Annotated in this window: 20 protein-coding genes and 2 riboswitches; of the genes, 5 read left to right on the plus strand and 15 right to left on the minus strand. The window is 67.8% G+C overall.

The window, feature by feature from the left end:
- Positions 1 to 26: 26 nt before the first annotated feature.
- From OG780_RS13350 to OG780_RS13370, 5 genes are all read right to left on the minus strand, one after another.
- Positions 27 to 1,778 carry an ABC transporter substrate-binding protein gene (locus tag OG780_RS13350; protein ID WP_328447884.1) on the minus strand — a complete coding sequence of 584 codons (1,752 nt, stop codon included), beginning with the start codon at positions 1,776 to 1,778 and terminating at the stop codon, positions 27 to 29.
- Positions 1,779 to 1,837: 59 nt separating this feature from the next.
- A complete protein-coding gene (locus OG780_RS13355; protein WP_328447886.1) occupies positions 1,838 to 2,836 on the minus strand; it encodes an ABC transporter permease in 999 nt (332 codons plus the stop codon).
- A gap of 475 nt (positions 2,837 to 3,311) precedes the next feature.
- Positions 3,312 to 4,112, minus strand: coding sequence for an enhanced serine sensitivity protein SseB C-terminal domain-containing protein (locus OG780_RS13360; protein ID WP_328447888.1), 801 nt, complete (start codon positions 4,110 to 4,112; stop codon positions 3,312 to 3,314).
- A 227-nt stretch (positions 4,113 to 4,339) separates the two neighbouring features.
- Positions 4,340 to 5,113, minus strand: a complete 774-nt coding sequence (locus OG780_RS13365; protein WP_328447890.1) for an enhanced serine sensitivity protein SseB — start codon at positions 5,111 to 5,113, stop codon at positions 4,340 to 4,342.
- 63 nt (positions 5,114 to 5,176) lie between these two features.
- Positions 5,177 to 5,845, minus strand: a complete 669-nt coding sequence (locus OG780_RS13370; protein WP_328447892.1) for an AAA family ATPase — start codon at positions 5,843 to 5,845, stop codon at positions 5,177 to 5,179.
- 175 nt (positions 5,846 to 6,020) lie between these two features.
- A riboswitch (glycine riboswitch) is annotated at positions 6,021 to 6,117 on the plus strand.
- Positions 6,118 to 6,228, plus strand: a riboswitch (glycine riboswitch).
- A gap of 34 nt (positions 6,229 to 6,262) precedes the next feature.
- Here OG780_RS13370 and gcvT point away from each other — a divergent pair.
- The 5 genes from gcvT to OG780_RS13395 all read left to right on the plus strand — a co-directional run bounded on the left by gcvT (position 6,263) and on the right by OG780_RS13395 (position 11,196).
- The gene (gene gcvT, locus OG780_RS13375) at positions 6,263 to 7,381 is read left to right on the plus strand and encodes a glycine cleavage system aminomethyltransferase GcvT (RefSeq protein WP_328447894.1); all 1,119 of its coding nucleotides are present in this window, start codon (positions 6,263 to 6,265) and stop codon (positions 7,379 to 7,381) included.
- Between the two features lie 158 nt (positions 7,382 to 7,539).
- Complete coding sequence (gene gcvH, locus OG780_RS13380; RefSeq protein ID WP_328447896.1) at positions 7,540 to 7,917, plus strand: glycine cleavage system protein GcvH; 378 nt, start codon at positions 7,540 to 7,542, stop codon at positions 7,915 to 7,917.
- Between the two features lie 14 nt (positions 7,918 to 7,931).
- Positions 7,932 to 9,191 carry a serine hydroxymethyltransferase gene (gene glyA / locus OG780_RS13385; protein WP_328447898.1) on the plus strand — a complete coding sequence of 420 codons (1,260 nt, stop codon included), beginning with the start codon at positions 7,932 to 7,934 and terminating at the stop codon, positions 9,189 to 9,191.
- A gap of 163 nt (positions 9,192 to 9,354) precedes the next feature.
- Complete coding sequence (locus OG780_RS13390) at positions 9,355 to 10,722, plus strand: L-serine ammonia-lyase (protein WP_328447900.1); 1,368 nt, start codon at positions 9,355 to 9,357, stop codon at positions 10,720 to 10,722.
- A gap of 81 nt (positions 10,723 to 10,803) precedes the next feature.
- Positions 10,804 to 11,196 carry a hypothetical protein gene (locus OG780_RS13395; RefSeq protein ID WP_328447902.1) on the plus strand — a complete coding sequence of 131 codons (393 nt, stop codon included), beginning with the start codon at positions 10,804 to 10,806 and terminating at the stop codon, positions 11,194 to 11,196.
- Here the strand turns inward: OG780_RS13395 and OG780_RS13400 are convergent.
- The 10 genes from OG780_RS13400 to OG780_RS13445 form a co-directional block, all read right to left on the minus strand.
- Positions 11,169 to 11,393, minus strand: coding sequence for an acyl-CoA carboxylase epsilon subunit (locus tag OG780_RS13400; protein ID WP_443062154.1), 225 nt, complete (start codon positions 11,391 to 11,393; stop codon positions 11,169 to 11,171). The two genes, OG780_RS13395 and OG780_RS13400, sit on opposite strands and share 28 nt — an antisense overlap.
- Positions 11,390 to 12,931, minus strand: a complete 1,542-nt coding sequence (locus tag OG780_RS13405; protein ID WP_328447904.1) for an acyl-CoA carboxylase subunit beta — start codon at positions 12,929 to 12,931, stop codon at positions 11,390 to 11,392. Before OG780_RS13405 ends, OG780_RS13400 begins: the two co-directional genes overlap by 4 nt.
- 272 nt (positions 12,932 to 13,203) lie before the next feature.
- Entirely contained in the window at positions 13,204 to 13,758 is a 555-nt protein-coding gene (locus tag OG780_RS13410) for an NAD(P)H-dependent oxidoreductase (RefSeq protein WP_328447906.1), read from the minus strand.
- Positions 13,759 to 14,052: 294 nt separating this feature from the next.
- Positions 14,053 to 14,178, minus strand: coding sequence for a hypothetical protein (locus OG780_RS13415; protein ID WP_328447908.1), 126 nt, complete (start codon positions 14,176 to 14,178; stop codon positions 14,053 to 14,055).
- Positions 14,179 to 14,314: 136 nt separating this feature from the next.
- On the minus strand, positions 14,315 to 14,749 hold the full coding sequence (locus tag OG780_RS13420) for a transposase (protein WP_328458096.1): 435 nt from the start codon (positions 14,747 to 14,749) through the stop codon (positions 14,315 to 14,317).
- Positions 14,632 to 15,195: a transposase family protein gene (locus OG780_RS13425; RefSeq protein WP_328447910.1), complete on the minus strand. Its 564-nt coding sequence runs from the start codon at positions 15,193 to 15,195 to the stop codon at positions 14,632 to 14,634. The genes OG780_RS13420 and OG780_RS13425 overlap by 118 nt, the downstream gene beginning before the upstream one ends.
- Positions 15,196 to 15,461: 266 nt before the next feature.
- Positions 15,462 to 15,791 carry an OB-fold protein gene (locus OG780_RS13430; protein WP_328447912.1) on the minus strand — a complete coding sequence of 110 codons (330 nt, stop codon included), beginning with the start codon at positions 15,789 to 15,791 and terminating at the stop codon, positions 15,462 to 15,464.
- Between the two features lie 74 nt (positions 15,792 to 15,865).
- Positions 15,866 to 16,729 (minus strand): oxidoreductase, encoded by an 864-nt coding sequence (locus tag OG780_RS13435; RefSeq protein ID WP_328447914.1) that lies wholly within the window; start codon positions 16,727 to 16,729, stop codon positions 15,866 to 15,868.
- Positions 16,730 to 17,028: 299 nt separating this feature from the next.
- Positions 17,029 to 18,138 (minus strand): hypothetical protein, encoded by a 1,110-nt coding sequence (locus OG780_RS13440; protein ID WP_328447916.1) that lies wholly within the window; start codon positions 18,136 to 18,138, stop codon positions 17,029 to 17,031.
- A 13-nt stretch (positions 18,139 to 18,151) separates the two neighbouring features.
- Positions 18,152 to 19,510 (minus strand): FAD-dependent oxidoreductase, encoded by a 1,359-nt coding sequence (locus OG780_RS13445; protein WP_328447918.1) that lies wholly within the window; start codon positions 19,508 to 19,510, stop codon positions 18,152 to 18,154.
- Between the last annotated feature and the right edge of the window lie 281 nt (positions 19,511 to 19,791).

Below are 19,791 nucleotides of genomic sequence, written 5' to 3' on the forward strand. Positions count from 1 at the left end.
ATGCCTTCACCTGCCTTCCGGGGCTGCTACTTCTTCGTGGTGCCGATGTTGAGGTAGTCGTACTGACCGCTGAAGGCCGCCGTGGAGACCAGGTTGGTCGCGTACTGCGGTCGGGCCAGCAGAACCTTGAAGTAGGTCAGCGGCACGAGGACGGCGTCGTCCATGGTCTTCTTGTCGATCTCGGTGTACAGGCCGTTGCGCGCGGCGTTGTCCTGCGTACCGATCGCCTTCTCGAGGAGGGCGTTGACGTCCTTGTTGTCGTACTGCGACAGGTTGGTGTTACCCGAGGCGCCGATCGCGGAGCCGTTCAGGATCTGCTGCAGGAAGCCGTAGCCGGAGGGCCAGTCGGCACCCCACTGCATCATGATCAGACCGATGTTGTTCTTCTCGGTGAACTTCGGGACACCCGCGTAGTCGGTGAAGTACTTGCCCGACGGGTACTGCTTCAGGCTGGCGTTGATGCCGACCTTCTTCAGCGAGTTGATGATCGCGGTGGCCGCGTCGATCTCCTGCGGGCGGTCGCTGCGAGCCGAGATGTTGGTGTTGATCGACGACTTGCCGCAGGCCTTGAGCTGGTCCTTGGCCTTGGCCTCGTCACCCTTGCTGCCGGCGGACGCGTAGACGTCCGACTTGGCGTAGCCCGGGATGTCCGGCGGGAGGACGGTGGAGGCGATGTCGCCGCGGACCGGACCACCCTCGGCGGTCTGCACCGAGACCTTGTCGATCGCGAACTGCACGGCCTTGCGGCACGCGACGTTGTCGAACGGCTTCACCTTGGTGTTGATCGCCATGTAGACGAGACGGCCACCGTAGGTGTTGTCCGTGTTGGCCTTCTTGTCGGCCGAGCTCAGGACCTGCGCCTGGGTCGCGGCCTGGACACCGCCACCACCGAGGTCGATCGCGTCGCCCGCGAGGACGTCCTTGTCGATCGTCTCAGCGGCGACCTTCAGGTTCACGACGATCTTGTCCGGGTACTGCTTGCGCAGCGGGTCCGTCTTCGCGTCCCAGTTCTCGTTGCGCACGAGGACGGCCTGCTTGCCGTCGGCGTAGCTCTCGAACTTGTACGAGCCCGAGGACACGATGTTCTTGACGTAGTCGACGCCGTTGTCCTTGGCCTGCGGGACCGGCGCCGTCTGCGGCGAGGCGACCAGGTAGTCGAACTCCTGGAAGGCGGTCTTCAGGTGGAAGACGACGGTGGTGTCGTCCGGGGTCTCGATGGACGAGAGGCCCTTGGCGCTCTTGTCCTTGTAGGGACCCTTGTACTTGTCGCCGCCCACGAGGAACTGCTGGAAGTAGTTCGGGCCGAGGGAGAGCACGTCACGCGCGAAGTTGGAGCGCTCGACCGCGTACTTGACGTCCTTGGACGTGATCGCGGTGCCGTCCTGGTACTTCAGACCCGCACGCAGCTTGTACGTCCAGGTCTTGCCGCCGTCGCTCGGGACACCCGCGCTGGCCGCGAGGTCCGGGACAAGGGTGTTGCCCTTCTCGCCGGCGCCGGGCTGGAACGTCATCAGCGGGCGGGCGTACAGACGCGAGAGGTTGTACATGTACGCGTAGTACGTGTTGCCCGGGTCGAAGGAGTCCGGCACGTCGGAGTACTCGTACGTGACCGTGCCCCCCTTCTGGGTGGAGGCGTTGACGACGTCCGTGGTCGCTGCGTTGGCCCCAGCTGACTTCGTGTTGTCGGTGTTCTTGTTGTCATCGGCCTTGCTGCAGCCTGCAACGAGCAGACTCGCGGAGCCGATGGCCGCAATTGCGGCCAGCGCTGACCTTCGCATGATGGGCGGGTTCCCCTTCATTGTAGGAAACTTGGTGGTCTCTCGGTGTCCGTCAGGCATCAGCGGCTGCGCGGGTCGAGAGCATCGCGGAGACCGTCGCCCAGCAGGTTGAAGGCGAGGACGGTCACGAAGATGGCGAGGCCGGGCACGATCATGAACTGCGGGTCGACCTCGTAGTAGGTCACCGCTTCACGGAGCATGCCGCCCCAGGATGCCTGCGGGGGCTGGATGCCGACCCCGAGGAAGCTGAGGGACGCCTCGAAGAGGATGTTGGTCGGGATGAGCAGCGTCGAGTAGACGATGATCGGGCCGACCAGGTTGGGCAGCAGCTCCCGGAACAGGATGTACGGGCCCTTGGCGCCCATGCCCCGGGAGGCGTCCACGAATTCCCGCTCACGCAGGGCGAGGGTCTGGCCTCGGACGATCCGGCCCAGGTAGGGCCAGTTGAAGAAGCCGATCACGAAGATCAGCACGCTCAGGTGGAGCGGGAGCCCTTCGAGGCCGAACGCGCCGCCCTGCAGCGTCGCCGAGATGGCGATCGCGAACAGCAGGAGGGGGAAGGCGAGGAAGGTGTCCATCAGACGGCTGATGATCGAGTCGACCCGCCCGCCGTAGAAGCCCGCGACGACGCCCAGGATCGCGCCGATCACGTTCGACAGGATGGTGGCGCCGAAGGCGACGACCAGCGACACCCAGGAACCCTCCAGGAGGCGGGTGGCGAGGTCGCGGCCGAACTTCGGGTCCACACCGAGCGGGTGGTCACCGCTCATGCCACCCATACCGCCCTTGGGCAGCGAGGTGTTCGGGTCGATCAGGTCCTGGTTGAAGGCGTTCGGGTCCAGTCCCAGCATCGACTGAAGGGGCCGGGCGAGGATCGCCACCAGGATGAGCAGTACGACGATGACACCGCCGGCGACCGCCACCTTGTCGCGCTTGAAGCGCGTCCAGGCGATCTGTCCCAGGGAACGGCCCTCGATCTGCCCCTTGCCGGCTCCGGCAAGCACAGCCTCTGGCTGCGCTTCCGATGCCGCCGCGGTGGTCTCGATCGGTGCGGTCACAGTGACCCGACCCCTCTCGCCGGTGGTGACCGGCCTACGACTGCCGCTGTCTGCGGCTTGGTTCACTTGCTCGCCGGGAGGTTGACCGCAGATGGTGCGGTCCGATGACCCGGCTGATGATTCGACTGGCACTCGCTCACAGGAGCGATGTCCCGTGTCTGATGGGCGAGTCTTCAGTGCCGCCACGATCAGTTGCCAGGCCTCATGGAGAAACTATGCGCAACCGTGATGCTTGTTGGGGGATTCCGTTATCCGAACAGTGGGTAACAGGAGTCGGACGACTGCCAATTGACCCCAAAGAACCCATAAGGGTCTTTTGAATCAGAAGTCCCACCAAAATAGGACAATTGACGCATGCGTCCGCTTCCCCGCAGGTCAGCAGCATGGAGCGCACACCTCGTGAAGGCCGTGTGCAGACTCATGATGCCAGCCGTTCTCGCACGGGCATGCGACAGGTCCGGAATTCGGGACGCTCTCAGTAGCCGCCGCGGGCCGGCGGATAGCCGTAACCGCCCGCTGTCGGCGCCTGTGCCGGAGCGGCGTGCGCCTCGCGGTCGTAGAACGGGCGTGCGTTGGCACGCAGCCACATCGCCACCGGGTCGAACTCGTCCGACATCGCGACGGTGGAGACGGGCAGCCCGTCCGGGACGGCGCCGATGGACTGCTGCATCATCGCCCGCACCGAGTCGACGGCGGGCGGTGAAGTGTCGTACACGTCGAGGCCGATGGCCAGATACGGCGCCCCGAGCGTGGGCTGGACCCAGGCTCGGCGCAACGACCGTACGGCCGGGGTGAGATGGGCGTTCTGCGTGAGCAGGGCGTAGAACTGCGGGATCTCGATGGCCGGTTCGGACAGTCGCAGCGGGCCCGCGGGCTGTCGCTCCAGGCCCGTGGCGATCCGGCGCAGATCCAGCCACGGGATGCCGAGGCCGCCGCCCGGGGCATGCGGATTGAGCCAGAGACCGAAGTGGTCGGGGTACAGGGTGCGGGCGACGTCCAGCCCGTCCACGACCTCGTAGCTGCGGTTCCAGCCACTGGCCGAGAGTTCCTGCGCGGAGGTGACACAGGGCGCGTACCCGAAGCCGTCCACCTGCATGTTCCCGTACTGGGCGTCCGGGGAGCCGGCCTGCCCGTGCCAGAGCAGCATCCACACCTGGCCGGACGACGGGGTCGCGAGCGCGCGAAGGAGCGCCTCGTAGGCGTCGTAACGCCCGGGAGTCACCTGGCGCAGCATGTGCTCGACCTGCCCGGCCGCGGCCGTGCCCGACGCGCTCACCTTCAACCGCCCCTTCGCGAACAATTCACGACGAACTCATCCCTTACGCCCGAGGCACCGGTTACCGACATGCGTCAACACCTCGACCAGGCCATGAAACCAGCTTATGCGGCGATCGTGCTCCGCCGGGGGAAGCAGTCGAGAGCCGGGAACCGTCGCGCGGGGCGGCCGAGGGCCCCGCGCGGCGGGCCGGAGGTCCGGCCGGGCACTCCCGGCGCGGGCGCCGTTCAGTGACCGTGCTGGTAGAAGGGGCGCACCTGGGCACGCATCCAGTCGCCGACCGGGTCCTGCGTCACGTCGAGAAGGACCAGGTTCACCGGAATACCGACCGGGACGCGGCCGAGGGCACGCCCCAGGGCGTCCAGCGGCAGGGCGCGGGCGTCGCCCTCCCACGCCGCGAGCTCGACGCCGATGAACATGACCGGTTCGTCGCCCTCGATGCTGGCCAGACAGCGGCGGGCGCTCAGGACGACACCCGTCGCGGCGAACTCCGCCGAGGCCGCGGCGAGGAAGTCCACCGGATCGTCCTGCCAGTCGGGCTCGAAGAGCCGCACCCGGCCGCCGCTGGCCGCCCCGTCCAGCTCGCTCCGCCCGGCCCGGCACAATTCGGCCACGGCCATCGGCGGCAGCGGCACGCCGACCACGCCGTCCGGGTTCACCACGATGCCGACCTGCGGGGGAAGTCCGCGGGCGAACTCCACGGCGGGCGCGATCGTGTACGACATGTGACCGCCGACGACCTGGCGGAACTGCTCCTCGGAGCTGAAGACGGGGACGAAGACCTGGCCCCCGATGTCCATCGTGGGCAGATCGAGCGGACCGCTGTTCGGGCCGCCGCCATTGGGCAGCGGCACCCATACGAAGCTGCGGCCGAGCACCTCGACGATGCGAGCGCCCGCCGAGGGCCCGGGCACGCCCAGGGAGGAGGACAACACCTCCTCCAGCTCGTTGCCGGGCCAACCGCTGTGCGGATGGGGGTGTGCCTGTGCCGGAAAGTCCATCTGTCTACCGCCCGCTTCGAACCACTGTTCCGGCTGGAAAGATTAGTGGGCCACCGTGACCGGTCAGTGGCCGAAGTCGATCCTGCGCAGCACGTCCGCCGCGTCCCGGTCGATCAGTACCGCCGAGCCGCATCCCTCGGGCAGGTCTCCCGTCTCGGCGGAGCGCAGCAGCCGGGCGACCGCGCCGCGGTGGCGGGCGAAGGCGTAGCGCGAGACGCCCCGGCCTCGCTCGCGCTGGCCGTCCAGCGCGGTGCCGGGTGTGACGTCGAGCAGCAGCAGGTGCAGCGCGCCGCCACGGCGCCGGGCCTCGCGGGCGAGCCAGCGGCGCACCCAGGCCTGCGTACCGCAGTCGTGCACGACGAGTCCGCCGCCCTCGCGCAGGGCGCGGCGCAGGCCGGCGTAGTGCGCGAGGCGGACGAGGGGACGGTAGACCGCGTACGGCAGCAGGCCGGCCATCCGGCCGTCCCAGCGCTCGCGGGTGTCCTGGGAGTCGACGCGGGTGCCCCGCACGGCCCGCCGCATCAGCGTCGACTTGCCGCTGCCGGGCAGCCCGGTGACGACGACGAGGTCCTGCGCCCCGAAGCGGAGGCCGTGCGGACTGCGCCCGACCCGGTCGCGGAGATCCCGCACGACGACCGCGGGACGCGCTCCGCGGGCCTCCCGGGCCGGTGCGCCGGGCTGCTCGGGCAGTGCGAGACCCGAGGTCGTCGCGTACGCCGTGGTCCTGTTCACCGTGACCGTCCTCCCCTGGGATGTGGAGTCCCATCCCCATCGAGTGTAAAGAGAAGGTAATGCCCGGCGCTTCCCATTTCCGTACGCGGACTGCCACAGCCCGGTCACAGATGGCGGGCTGCCGTGATCCGACAGCGCGTGCGATGATGGCCGCGCCAACTGCATACCGGCCGCTTGAATCCGCGCGGGAGAGTCCTGGGTACGTGTACCCGGGCGCCGAAGGAGCAAGTCCCTCCCTTGAATCTCTCAGGCACCGTTACCGCGCGGGCGAGGCACATCTGAAAAGCGGGCCGCTCCGGCGGCTCCACCCAAGGTGCAAGTCAGGACCACCGATTCGTGTGGTCGTGATGAACCTCTCAGGTTCCGATGACAGATGGGGAGGAACGACCTCGCCGTCATGCCTTGGGAGCCAGACCGATGAGCAGCAATGCACCCCGTCACACCGCGCTCGATGCCCTGCATCGTTCGCTCGGCGCGACCATGACCGACTTCGCGGGCTGGGACATGCCCCTGCGCTACGGCTCGGAGCGTGACGAGCACGTAGCCGTCCGCACGAAGGCCGGTCTCTTCGACCTCTCCCACATGGGCGAGATCACCGTCACCGGCCCCGAGGCCGCGGCCCTCCTGAACCACGCGCTGGTCGGCAACATCGCCACCGTCGGCGTCGGCCGCGCCCGCTACACCATGATCTGCCAGGAGGACGGCGGCATTCTGGACGACCTGATCGTCTACCGGCTGGCCGATCACGAATACATGGTCGTCGCCAACGCCTCCAACGCCCAGGTGGTGCTGGACGCGCTGACCGGGCGTGCCGCCGGTTTCGACGCCGTGGTGCGCGACGACCGTGACGCGTACGCGCTGATCGCCGTGCAGGGCCCCGAGTCCCCCGGCATCCTCAAGGCGGTCACCGACGCGGACCTCGACGGCCTGAAGTACTACGCGGGCCTGCCGGGCACGGTGGCCGGCGTTCCGGCCCTGATCGCCCGCACCGGCTACACCGGCGAGGACGGCTTCGAGCTGTTCGTCGCCCCCGCCGACGCCGAGAAGGTGTGGCAGGCGCTGACCGACGCGGGCACCCCGGCCGGTCTCGTCCCCTGCGGCCTGTCCTGCCGCGACACGCTGCGCCTGGAGGCCGGCATGCCGCTGTACGGGCACGAGCTGACCACCGCGCTGACCCCCTTCGACGCGGGCCTCGGCCGGGTCGTGAAGTTCGAGAAGGACGGCGACTTCGTGGGGCGCGCGGCCCTGGCCGAAGCCGCCGAACGTGCCGCCTCCGAGCCGCCGCGCGTGCTCGTCGGGCTGATCGCCGAGGGCCGCCGCGTGCCGCGCGCCGGGTATCCCGTCGTCGCCGGCGGCAAGGTGATCGGCGAGGTCACCTCCGGCGCCCCGTCCCCGACCCTGGGCAAGCCCATCGCCATGGCGTACGTCGACGCCGCGCACGCCGCGCCGGGCACGACCGGTGTGGGCGTGGACATCCGGGGCAGCCACGAACCGTACGAGGTCGTGGCGCTGCCGTTCTACAAGCGGCAGAAGTGACACTGGTCCGCACCGGCCGGACATGAACCGGATGCCTGTCGGGCGCCGGTACCGACGGGCGCCCTTCGCCGGGCCCCGGACGTGACCCTGGGCACATCCGCCCGGTCACCCACGCTTCCCTCCATCAGCACTCCACCGCGTACAGGAGAATTCAGGTCATGAGCAACCCCCAGCAGCTGCGTTACAGCAAGGAGCACGAGTGGCTGTCCGTCGCCGAGGACGGCGTCGCGACGGTCGGCATCACCGAGTACGCGGCCAACGCGCTCGGCGATGTCGTCTACGCCCAGCTCCCGGAGGTCGGTGACACGGTCGCCGCGGGCGAGTCCTGCGGCGAGCTGGAGTCGACCAAGTCGGTCAGCGACCTGTACTCCCCGGTGAACGGCGAGGTCGTCGAGGCCAACCAGGACGTCGTGGACGACCCGGCCCTGGTGAACTCCGCTCCCTTCGAGGGCGGCTGGCTGTTCAAGGTGCGCGTCGCCGGCGAGCCCGAGGACCTGATGTCCGCCGACGAGTACACCGCCTTCACGGCCGGCTGAGGAGTCCACCGCACATGTCGCTCATGAACACCCCCCTGCACGAGCTCGACCCGGACGTCGCCGCCGCCGTCGACGCCGAGCTGCACCGCCAGCAGTCCACGCTGGAGATGATCGCCTCGGAGAACTTCGCTCCGGTCGCGGTCATGGAGGCCCAGGGCTCGGTCCTGACCAACAAGTACGCCGAGGGCTACCCGGGCCGCCGCTACTACGGCGGCTGCGAGCACGTCGACGTGGCCGAGCAGATCGCCATCGACCGGGTCAAGGAGCTGTTCGGCGCCGAGTACGCCAACGTGCAGCCCCACTCGGGTGCCTCCGCCAACCAGGCCGCGCTGTTCGCGCTGGCCCAGCCCGGCGACACCATCCTCGGCCTGGACCTGGCCCACGGCGGCCACCTGACCCACGGCATGCGCCTGAACTTCTCGGGCAAGCAGTTCAACGTGGTCGCGTACCACGTGGACGAGGCCGGCCTGGTCGACATGGCCGAGGTCGAGCGGCTCGCCAAGGAGCACCGCCCGAAGGTGATCATCGCGGGCTGGTCGGCGTACCCGCGGCAGCTCGACTTCGCCGAGTTCCGCCGGATCGCGGACGAGGCCGGCTCCTTCCTGTGGGTCGACATGGCCCACTTCGCGGGCCTGGTCGCGGCGGGTCTGCACCCGAACCCGGTCCCGTACGCGGACGTGGTCACCTCCACCACGCACAAGACGCTCGGCGGTCCCCGCGGCGGGATCATCCTCGCGAAGAAGGATTTCGCGAAGAAGCTGAACTCCTCGGTCTTCCCGGGCTTCCAGGGCGGCCCCCTGGAGCACGTGATCGCCGCCAAGGCCGTCTCCTTCAAGGTCGCCGCCTCGGACGACTTCAAGGAGCGCCAGCAGCGCACGCTGGACGGCGCGCGCATCCTGGCCGAGCGTCTGGTCCAGGACGACGTGAAGGCCGTCGGCGTGGACGTCCTGTCCGGGGGCACGGACGTGCACCTGGTCCTGGTCGACCTGCGCAACTCCGAGCTGGACGGGCAGCAGGCCGAGGACCGCCTCCACGAGGTCGGCATCACGGTCAACCGCAACGCCATCCCGAACGACCCGCGCCCGCCGATGGTCACCTCCGGCCTGCGCATCGGCACGCCCGCCCTCGCCACCCGCGGCTTCACGGCCGAGGACTTCACCGAGGTCGCGGACGTCATCGCCGAGACGCTGAAGCCGTCCTACGACACGGAGTCCCTGAAGGCCCGCGTGTCCGCTCTGGCCGACAAGCACCCGTTGTACCCCGGCCTGAAGTAGTTTCGTAGGCTCTTCGCCATATGTTTTCACCCGTACGTTTTCTCTTCGTACGGATATCCGGGGCACCGCGCACACTGGAAGCAGAGCGCGGTGCCCCGTTCCATGCAGTCCCGCACCACCTCCGTCGGACAACGGCGTCCGGCGAAACCAGCAAGGAGTTCCCGTGGCCATCTCGGTCTTCGACCTGTTCTCGATCGGCATCGGCCCGTCCAGCTCCCACACGGTGGGCCCCATGCGCGCCGCGCGCATGTTCGCCCGGCGGCTGCGCAACGAGGACCTGCTGGCCCCGGTCACCTCGATACGCGCCGAGCTGTACGGCTCCCTGGGCGCGACCGGCCACGGCCACGGCACCCCCAAGGCGGTGCTGCTCGGTCTGGAGGGCGCCTCACCCCGGACCGTGGACGTGGAGGGCGCCGACGAGCGGGTCGAGCGGATCAAGTCCTCGGGCCGGATCAACCTGCTCGGCGAGCACGAGATCGACTTCTCCTTCGACGACGACCTGGTCCTGCACCGCCGCAAGGCCCTGCCGTACCACGCCAACGGCATGACGATCTTCGCGTACGACGCCTCGGGCGAGCTCGTCCTGGAGAAGACGTACTACTCGGTGGGCGGCGGCTTCGTCGTCGACGACGACGCGGTCGGCGAGGACCGCATCAAGCTCGACGACACGGTCCTGAAGTACCCGTTCCGCACGGGTGACGAGCTGCTGCGGCTCGCGAAGGAGACCGGTCTGTCGATCTCCGCCCTGATGCTGGAGAACGAGCGGGCCTGGCGCACCGAGGAGGAGATCCGCGAGGGGCTCCTCGGCATCTGGCGCGTCATGCAGGCCTGCGTCTCGCGCGGCATCACCCGCGAGGGCATCCTGCCCGGCGGTCTGCGGGTCCGTCGCCGTGCCGCCCTCTCGGCCCGCCAGCTGCGCGCCGAGGGTGATCCGCTGGCCCACGCGATGGAGTGGATCACCCTCTACGCGATGGCGGTCAACGAGGAGAACGCGGCGGGCGGCCGGGTCGTCACCGCCCCCACCAACGGCGCGGCGGGCATCATCCCGGCGGTGCTGCACTACTACATCAACTTCGTGCCGGGCGCCGACGAGGACGGAGTCGTACGGTTCCTGCTCGCGGCCGGGGCGATCGGCATGCTCTTCAAGGAGAACGCCTCCATCTCGGGCGCCGAGGTCGGCTGCCAGGGCGAGGTCGGCTCGGCCTGCTCCATGGCGGCCGGTGCGCTCGCCGAGGTGCTGGGCGGCAGCCCTGAGCAGGTCGAGAACGCCGCCGAGATCGGCATGGAGCACAACCTCGGCCTGACCTGCGACCCGGTGGGCGGCCTGGTCCAGATCCCCTGCATCGAGCGCAACGGCATGGCCGCGGTGAAGGCCGTCACAGCCGCCCGGATGGCCATGCGCGGCGACGGCTCCCACATGGTCTCCCTGGACAAGGTCATCAAGACCATGAAGGAGACCGGCGCCGACATGAGCGTCAAGTACAAGGAGACCGCGCGTGGCGGGCTCGCGGTGAACATCATCGAGTGCTAGGGAAAAGGGCCCTGACCAGCGCGTTCGTTTCTTTCAGCGCTGTCAGGGCCTTCCCTGCTTACGCAGCGGAAAGTCCCTGGAATGTCCCTGAGGCACGTCGCAGTTTGCGCTTGCACGCACGTCACCGGCGCGCTCGCCACGACGTTCACCCTCGGCTTCGTGACGACGACCTCGGACGGCAACGCCTTCAACGAGACGGTCATCCTCGGCTCGGCCTCACTGACCCACGCTGCTCGCGCTGAACTCGGTGGCGACGCCGACGACGGCCGCGATGGTCGTCGCCACGGCAGCCGCCTGGCGGCGGAAGTGGTGGGGTCGCACCGGGCGCGTCCTGCACACGGTGACGACGCTCGGGCGATCGGCTTCCTGACCGTCGCCTTCGCCTTCGCCTACAACATGGTGCTGACGCCGTTCGGTCGAACCACGTTGAACCGAGGCGGGCTGCCTCAGCGCCAGGAGACGGGGCTGCGGTAGCCGGCCACGCGCTCGAGGCGGCGCCAGCGGGCCTGCGGCCGGGGGTTGCCATGGGCGAACCGCGGAGTGGCGGCACGCTGCGCGGCGGTGCGGGCCGCCAGAACCGCGATCAGCGCGGCGAGTTCCTCGGGAGTGGGATCGCCGTGGATGATGCGGAGGTCCCCCTGGTCCATCTGCTGCCCCTTCGGTGCGCTCACTGGGGTGGGTTTCCGTGCTTGCGGGCGGGCAGGTCCGCGTGCTTGGTGCGGAGCATCCGCAGGGAGCGGATGAGCACCTCGCGGGTGGCGGCGGGGTCGATCACGTCATCGACCAGGCCGCGCTCGGCGGCGTAGTAGGGGTGCATCAGCTCGTCCTTGTACTGCTGCACCATCTCCACGCGCTTGGCCTCCGGATCGTCCGCGGCGGCGATCTCGCGGCGGAAGACGACGTTGGCGGCGCCCTCGGCGCCCATCACCGCGATCTCGTTGGTCGGCCAGGCGAACGCGAGGTCCGCGCCGACCGAGCGCGAGTCCATGACGATGTACGCGCCGCCGTACGCCTTACGCAGCACCACCGAGATCCGCGGCACGGTGGCGTTGCAGTACGCGTACAGCAGCTTGGCGCCGTGGCGGATGATGCCGCCGTGCTCCTGGTCCACGCCCGGCAGGAAGCCGGGCACGTCCAGCAGGGTGACCAGCGGGATGTTGAAGGCGTCGCACAGCTGCACGAACCGCGCGGCCTTCTCCGAGGCGTGGATGTTCAGCACACCGGCCAGCGACTGCGGCTGGTTGGCGACGATGCCGACGACCTGCCCGTCCATGCGGGTGAGCGCGCAGATGACGTTGGTGGCCCAGCGCTCGTGGATCTCCATGAACTGGCCCTCGTCGGCCAGCTCCTCGATCACCTTGCGCATGTCGTAGGGGCGGTTGCCGTCTGCCGGGACCAGGTCCAGCAGCGCCTCGCAGCGGCGGTCGGCCGGGTCCTCGGTCATCTCCACCGGCGGGGTCTCGCGGTTGTTCTGCGGCAGCATCGACAACAGGAACCGGACCTCCTCCAGGCAGGTCCGCTCGTCGTCGCAGGCGAAGTGCGCCACACCGGAGACCTCGGCGTGCACGTCCGCGCCGCCCAGACCGTTCTGGGAGATCTGCTCGCCGGTGACGGCCTTGACCACGTCCGGGCCGGTGATGAACATCTGCGAGGTCTCACGGACCATGAACACGAAGTCGGTCAGCGCCGGCGAATAGGCGGCGCCGCCCGCGCACGGGCCGAGCATCACGGAAATCTGCGGGATCACACCCGAGGCGCGGGTGTTGCGCTGGAAGATGCCGCCGTAACCGGCCAGGGCGGTGACGCCCTCCTGGATCCGGGCGCCCGCGCCGTCGTTCAACGACACCAGCGGAGCACCGACCGCGATGGCCATGTCCATGATCTTGTGGATCTTCTGGGCGTGGGCCTCGCCCAGCGCGCCGCCGAAGATCCGGAAGTCGTGCGCGTACACGAACACCGTGCGGCCGTGGACGGTACCCCAGCCGGTGATCACGCCGTCGGTGTAGGGCTTCTTCGCCTCCAGGCCGAAACCGGTGGCACGGTGCCGGCGCAGCGGCTCGACCTCGTTGAACGAACCCTCGTCCAGCAGCAGCCCGATCCGCTCACGCGCGGTCAGCTTCCCCTTCGCGTGCTGCGCCTCCGTCGCCGCCGCACTCGGCCCCGCCAACACCTGCTCACGAATCGCGAGCAGCCCGGCCACGGCGGACATACCGTTCTCCCCTCACTGTGATCTGAACTGCTGGTCGCAGACGGGCCCCGGCCGCACGGCGTGCGGGGAGGCACAGGGGGAGTTGGTTCGGCCGCCGCCCGTAAGGTTTCAAGACTGCTTCACCGAGCCTGAGTCGAGCTTCCTTCGCTGAACTCCCGTCGAGTTCGGCGAAGGAAGCGGCAGTGACATGCCGGAACGCGCGGCCTGGGGCGGGGCCCCAGAGCAAACATCGCGATTAATCGTGAACTCCAAGAATTCACGAATAATCGAGGTCAGCCGACCGGCGTCTCACTGGTCGCGATGAGCCTGCGGTATTCCTTGGCGTTCAGGACGAGGTCCTCGTCCAGCGGGTCGAAGATCATGCCGTAGACGGAGTGAAAACCCTGATAGTCAAGCTGGCAGAACTCCAGCGTTTGAGCGACCGGGGCGAGGTACTCCTCGAGGGTCCGTCGGGCGAGGCCGTCCGCGGCGTAGGTCTCCAGGGTGCTGCCGACCGTGACGGCCAGCCAAGCCTTCTTGCCCTGCAGCGCGGAGGCGGAACCGTCGAAGGTGAAGGCGAAACCGTGCACCAGCACCGCGTCGAACCAGGCCTTGAGCAGCGGGGTTACGCTGTACCAGTAGACCGGGAACTGGAGAACGACGGTGTCGTGCTCGCGCAGCAGCTGCTGCTCGCGTGCGGCATCGATCTTGAAATCGGGGTAAGTCTCGTAGAGGTCGTGGACGGTGACGTTGTCCAAGTCCTTGATCCCGGCGAGCCAGGTGGCATTGCCACGGGATTCCGCGAGGTTCGGGTGGGCGACAATGACGAGGGTGCGATTGGTGGTCACTGACTGTTCCATTTCTCGTGTAGGACGCGAACCCGTGTGCGTCCCCATTGTCAATATTGGCGAGCGGGTCGGCCGTGTCCGCGGTCATGCGTTCTTCTCGATCGCTTTGAAAGGGCGATCGTTTCGGAACGAGCGACTGTGTCCCTGTAAGTAAAGGCAGTCGGTGATCCGAGCGGTGTTTGTCACGCAATATTGACGGACTCGTTCCACCGACGACCGTCCGGGTGGTGGATATTCACGCGCACCCCCAACGCCCCAGGGCTTCGGCGTAGTCGGGATGCGTCCGGTTTGTGATCATCCGAGGCCGAGGAGTGCGAGGGGTCGGTGTGGGTTGCGGGCGTTGCGGCGGAGGCCGGCGGCGATGTTGACGGCCCCGGCGAGCTTGAGCGCGCCGATGGAGAGGTTGCGGCAGCCGGCCATGGCGCGGGGCGCGTTGCCGGTCCGCAGCCGGGAGGCGTCCTCGGCGAAGGCGGTTTCGCGGACGTGGTGCGGGGCTTCGACCTGCCAGTGCCCCTTGACGAGTTTGGCGAGCTGGGCGGGGAGGTCTGTTCGGCCGTCAGGCTGGTGACCACGTAGACGTGGTGATCGTGGTCTTGCCGGTCTTGCGGTCGGTGCGCCGCCGCTTGATCTGGATGGCCTGCCGGGTCCCGGGGAACAGCGGGTTGTTCACGGTGGCCACCTTGATCCGGCGGATCTCCGTGAGGCCGTGGCCTGTGCCCCGGACCCGGCCCTGGAGCGGGATGTCCTTCCGGGGAAGGGACTTGAGCTGCCTGCGGAGCCTCTTCATGTCGCCCTTGACGATGACGATGTAGTGGGCCTGGCGTCCCAGCAGGTAGGCGGCGTGCTCGCGCTGGGTGTGCAGGGCGTCGGCGGTCACCACGACCCCGGCGAGGTCGGCGACCGTGCCCAGCAGCGGCTGGAAGCGGGTGATCTCGCCGGTCTTGTCGCCGACGTCGAGCTGGGCCAGGACCAGGCCGGTGGCGTGGTCCAGGGCGGCGAGCAGGTGGCTCTCCGGCCGCCGTCCTTCGCGGCGCCCCGCAGGCTCTTGCCGTCCACGGCCGGCGCGCGCGGCCCGGCCGCATGGGGGCGGCGGTCCGCGAGCCGGCGCCCGACCGCCGCGTCGAGGGCGTCGCCGTCGATCCGGGCCGGCAGCCGCCGCACCGCGGACTCGGAGGGCCGTTGCCGGGCGGGGAGCACCGGATCGGGGCGGACGCCGAGCCGGGCGAGCACGTGGGCGGGCGCGTCGGCGATCCACTCGCCCACCGCCGGCAGGGAGGTGGCCCCGGCCAGGACCGTGCACGCGGCCAGGGCGAGGACGACGGCCAGCGGGTGGCGCACCCCGCGCGGATCACGCGGGTCCGGTACCTCGGCGAGACGTTCCAGCAGGCCCGGGGCGTCGCCGGGCAGCACCGGCACTGCCTCGCGGAGCGGGTGCAAGAGCGGGCGATGACGACGATGACGCGCAGGCAGGCACGGTCTTCCATTCGGATCACGGGGCGTAGAGAAGTCCATGATCCGGGAGACCGTGCCTGTCACGCTTCCTGGCCCGCCCTGCCCGGCAGACCGTCACGAACCGGACGCCAGCCGACTTCGCCGAAGCCCTGCCAGGCGAAACAGTGCATGCCGCACAGGCTGAAGATCAAGCTTGGATCGACCTCACGTGTGCCGGTCTTTTGCCGCTCTGGGAAATGGCCCGCAGGGACTCATGGGGTGAGGAGTTCGCACTCCTTGATGACCAGCACTGTTCCGTCCTCGCTGAAGACCCGACATTCTCCCTTGACGGTGACGGTGACGCCCAGGGGGACGCTTCGCACAAGCCGGAATGATTCCTTGATTCGGTGGTCAAACGGCAGCACGAAGATGGCGAGGTGCGGGCCTCCGGGGGTATCTGACACCTCCACCACCGGCGTACCATACTGGCTTTCGCCCGTTCGGATCGAGATTCCCTCGAGAGTGAGGAATTTCCCATAGTAGGCACGCTCGGCGGCGGCGCGGTCCGCGGTGAATTCGTTGTGGAGGTCTCGAATTTTCATTGGTTGCCACCTTCTCTAGTGTCGCGTGATCCTGCTGGTCTTATTCGAGCTGTCGTCAACCAGTGCCCACAGGGTCACTGCCCGATGGTGTTGAGTTCGACGATCGCCTCGTCGGGCAGTTGCAGGTCAGCCGCGGCGATGTTCTCCCGCAGGTGAGCGACGGAGGAGGTTCCGGGGATCAGCACCGTCGACGGCGAGCGCTGCAGCAGCCAGGCGAGCGCCACCTGCTGCTCGGAGGCGCCGAGGCGGCGGGCGACTTCGCGCAGGATCCGTGACCGCAGTGGGTGGAATCCGCCGCCGAGGGGGAAGAACGCGGCGTAGGCGATGTTCTCCGCGGCGCAGCGATCGACGAGGTCGTCGTCGCCGCGGTCGACCAGGTTGTACTGGTTCTGCACGGTGACCACGGGGGCGATGGCCTGGGCCTGGGTGAGCTGTGCGTCGGTGATCCCGCTGAGGCCGAGGTGCCGGATCAGGCCCTGCTCACGCAGGTCGGCCAAGGTGCCGAACGGCTCGGCGATGGAGGCCCCGTCACCGTCGAATGCGGCCGTGCGCAGGTTGACCACGTCGAGGGTCTCCAGGCCGAGGTGCCGGAGATTCTCGTGGACCTGGGCCTTGAGGTCGGCGGGGTCCAGGGAGGTGATCCAGCCGCCGGTGGCGCTGCGGCGGACGCCGACCTTGGTGACGATGTGCAGACCGGCCGGGTAGGGGTGCAGGGCTTCCTTGATCAGTTTGTTGACGACAGTCGGCCCGTAGAAGTCGCTGGTGTCGATGTGGGTGATGCCGAGCTCGACCGCTGCGCGCAGCACGGCGATCGCCCGAGTGCGATCCTTGGGCGGCCCGAAGACACCGGGACCGGTCAGCTGCATCGCGCCGTATCCCATTCGAGTGATGCTCAGGTCGTCGGCGAGGGTTAACGTCTGCGGGGCGGGGATACTCATCCGAAGGCCTCTCGGGTCTGTTCACGGCATCGTTGCGGACCGCTCGGCGCGTCCATTGGGCAAGCTTCCATACGTGCGGCGGAGGCAGGGACGCGGTCGGGTGGCCAGGGGCGCGAGCCCCTGGCCACCCGACCGGTGGAAGACGAGCGGTCTTTGATTATTCGTGAAATCTTCGAGTGTTTCACGCATAATCAAGCCATTTACTCTGAGGCCGAGTCTCAGACCCCTCGTTCCTGCACGTCACCGCCGCGCCCAAACCTCCTGAAGCAGGATGCGGATACTAGCGGCACACCGGCGGTTCATGCGACGGATGCTGCCGGATTGGCTCCGGCGGCCACCTTGGCGGTGTCATCCTGCGGGGAATTTCGGACCGTCGCAAAGTTGAACGCCTTGTCGCGAATGGTGATTGTCCACGAGAGTCCGGACCTCTCGCCCACGGTAAGTCCCAACACGATCAGCGGCATATGCCACTCGTACTTCACGAGCGTGCCTTGATCCGCATGGGCGTCCGAGCCGTCGTGCGCCGATACATTGCCGTAGTTGTTGACGGCAAAGACGTCGGGCGTGGCAATCATCTTCCCGATCCGGGCCTGGCCGGCTTCAATGAAGTCCTCTCGCCTCTCGATGCGAGACAGTGCGTCTATCTCGCGCTGCTCCTCGGCGCGATAGTAGTCACGGATCTGGATTCCCGTGCTCTGCTCGATGACGCTTCGCGGCACCGTCAGAAACCGAAGCGTGTTGCCAAGGGGCAGCTTCGGCGAGTAAAGGCTGTTCTTGAGGACGAACATGTTCGCGCTGTCGCGGTCAAGGAAATCTGCCCTCATCTTTTCCATGAAGGGGCCGATCTTGACCGGCGACTCAGAGCCTTCGGTGAAGGTGACGGGGAGTTCTTTGCTCGCACCGGAGGGCGAAGTCTGAGCGGGCGGCAAGAAGGCTGCCAGCTCATCAGCCCGGATCTCCAGCTCTGCGAGGCCTTCGGCGATCCGGAAGCCGTCCTGCCGAGTCTTCAGGGTCTTCATCAGAGCCTGGTGGAATCGGAAAACCTTGTATCCGTCCTGCAGCGGAAACGGTATGCACGTAAAGATGCCCTGCAGGTGCGGGTCGGAGCGATAGGTGACGGAGGCGAGCAGAAAGCTGTCGTAATAGCTTTCGTACTTTTCCGCAAGGAGCGCTTGGAACGACGAGAGGGGGAAATCCTCAGGAGTGTCGAAGGTCAGCTCTACCAAGTGGCACTTGGAGAAGAGCGGATTCCCCCGGAAGAAGTGCTCCATGGCCTCCTCGAACTCGGCGAGCTCGAAGGCCCTGTCAACCTTGTACGTGGAGAGCGACGGAAAGAACTGTGACGCGTCTATGAACGGGAACGTGGTCAGGGAGAGCCGAAGGATTTTGTCGGCGATGGAGAGGGGCATTTGGTTACCTCCATTAACTGGTGTGTGCCGGGGAACGCCGCCGGCGATTTCCCGCCAAAACGCGCCACATGATGCCCGGGGTGCACAATGCTGTCGGCGGTTCGAGCAAATACTGGACTTTCAGGAATTTCTCGGCCACGACCATGTCCGTCTCGGCTGCGGCGAGCACCTTGTCCATGTAGGAGTTGATGAGCCGCACGGGAAGTGGCCTCGGGCCTTCGATCTGAGGCAGGGCCAGGTCACTGCCGGTCGCCATCTTCCAGGCGACGCCGATGGGCTTGGCGGCCTTGCGGAAGAATCGTTGCGCGACCTGATCCAGGTCACCGCTCAGCGAGTCACGCAGCGCCATCGCCTGGAGCGAGGCCACCGTCATCCCCTGGGCGTAGATGGGGTTGAAGCTGGATATCGCATCGCCCACCACCAGCAGCCTGCGCGGGAATCGGGGCAGCTTCTCGTAGCGACGGCGCACGCTCGCCGGGAACCGGTGCGCTGAAATCTCGCTGAGCGGCTCAGCGTCGCGGATCGCCGCGAAGACGTGTTCGGGAACCAACGGCCTGGCGAACTCCACCCACCCGGCCGGGTCGGTCGGCGGATGGTGGTCGCGGTAACCGATCAGCGTCAGGACCCAGCGGCCGTCCTCTTCCTCCAGGAATTCCGCGCCCTTGGGGCTCCCCGGTGCGTGCCCGATGATCACGACCTTCTCACGGCCCATCGAACCAGGGGCCGGCCGCAGATACCGGCTGGTGTACATGATGTCGACGTCGATACGCTCCTCGAGCGGCGGCTCGTATCCCATCTCGACCAGCCACTTGGTGGTCCGTCCAGACCGGCCGGTCGCGTCCACCACCAGATCGGCGGGGATCACATCCTCGGAGCCGCTGCCCACGTACCTGACACGCACACCGGTGACAGCGTCATTGTCCGAGGTGGTCTCGAGGCCGGTGACCTGGCACTCGTCGATGATCTTGATCTTCGCAAGATCCCCGATCCGGGCGCGGAGCCGACTCTCCAGATGCGGCCGGCTCGGCTGGTAGGTGCGGGACAGATCGGCGTACTCGCCGTCCATGCACAACAAGTGCCCGCCCAAGCTCATCCGCAGCTCGGCAGGTCCGTCGATGACGGGCGCGCCACCGGCAACGAAGTCGTCGAGTATCCCGGGGAACAGCTCCTCGAAGATCTTCGCACCCTTGGAGAGCAGGCCATGAGCGTGGCGGCCCTGCGGCACACCTCGCCGCTGAGTCCGCTGCCCCTCCGGCAGTTGGTCACGCTCTACCACCGTTACCCGGTCGAATGCCTCGGAGAGCACCCGGGCTGCAAGTAGACCCGAGATACTCGCTCCCAGCACCACCGCATGTTCACCGATACGCTTCACTGGAATTCCTTCTGGTTGGGCAACTGTCTTGTGTGGGGTATGTCATGCAAGATATGGGTGATCGCGGCCGATGCTCGGGCGATAGTTTCCCGAATCCTTCGATCTGGAAATCATCGAGGTGTGCGGTGCGCAGCGCATCGCGAACATAAGTGCCCCATAGGTTTGGCCACCGCAGGTGGCGCCGTATTGGCTTGTTCGTTCCATCGAGCGCGGCTCGCGTGGCCGAAATTCACGTCGGATGCGAGGCTCCAGCGCGCACCGGCGGCCAGGCCGGCGGCACG

Source organism: Streptomyces sp. NBC_00386, from assembly GCF_036063235.1.
Classification (GTDB): domain Bacteria; phylum Actinomycetota; class Actinomycetes; order Streptomycetales; family Streptomycetaceae; genus Streptomyces.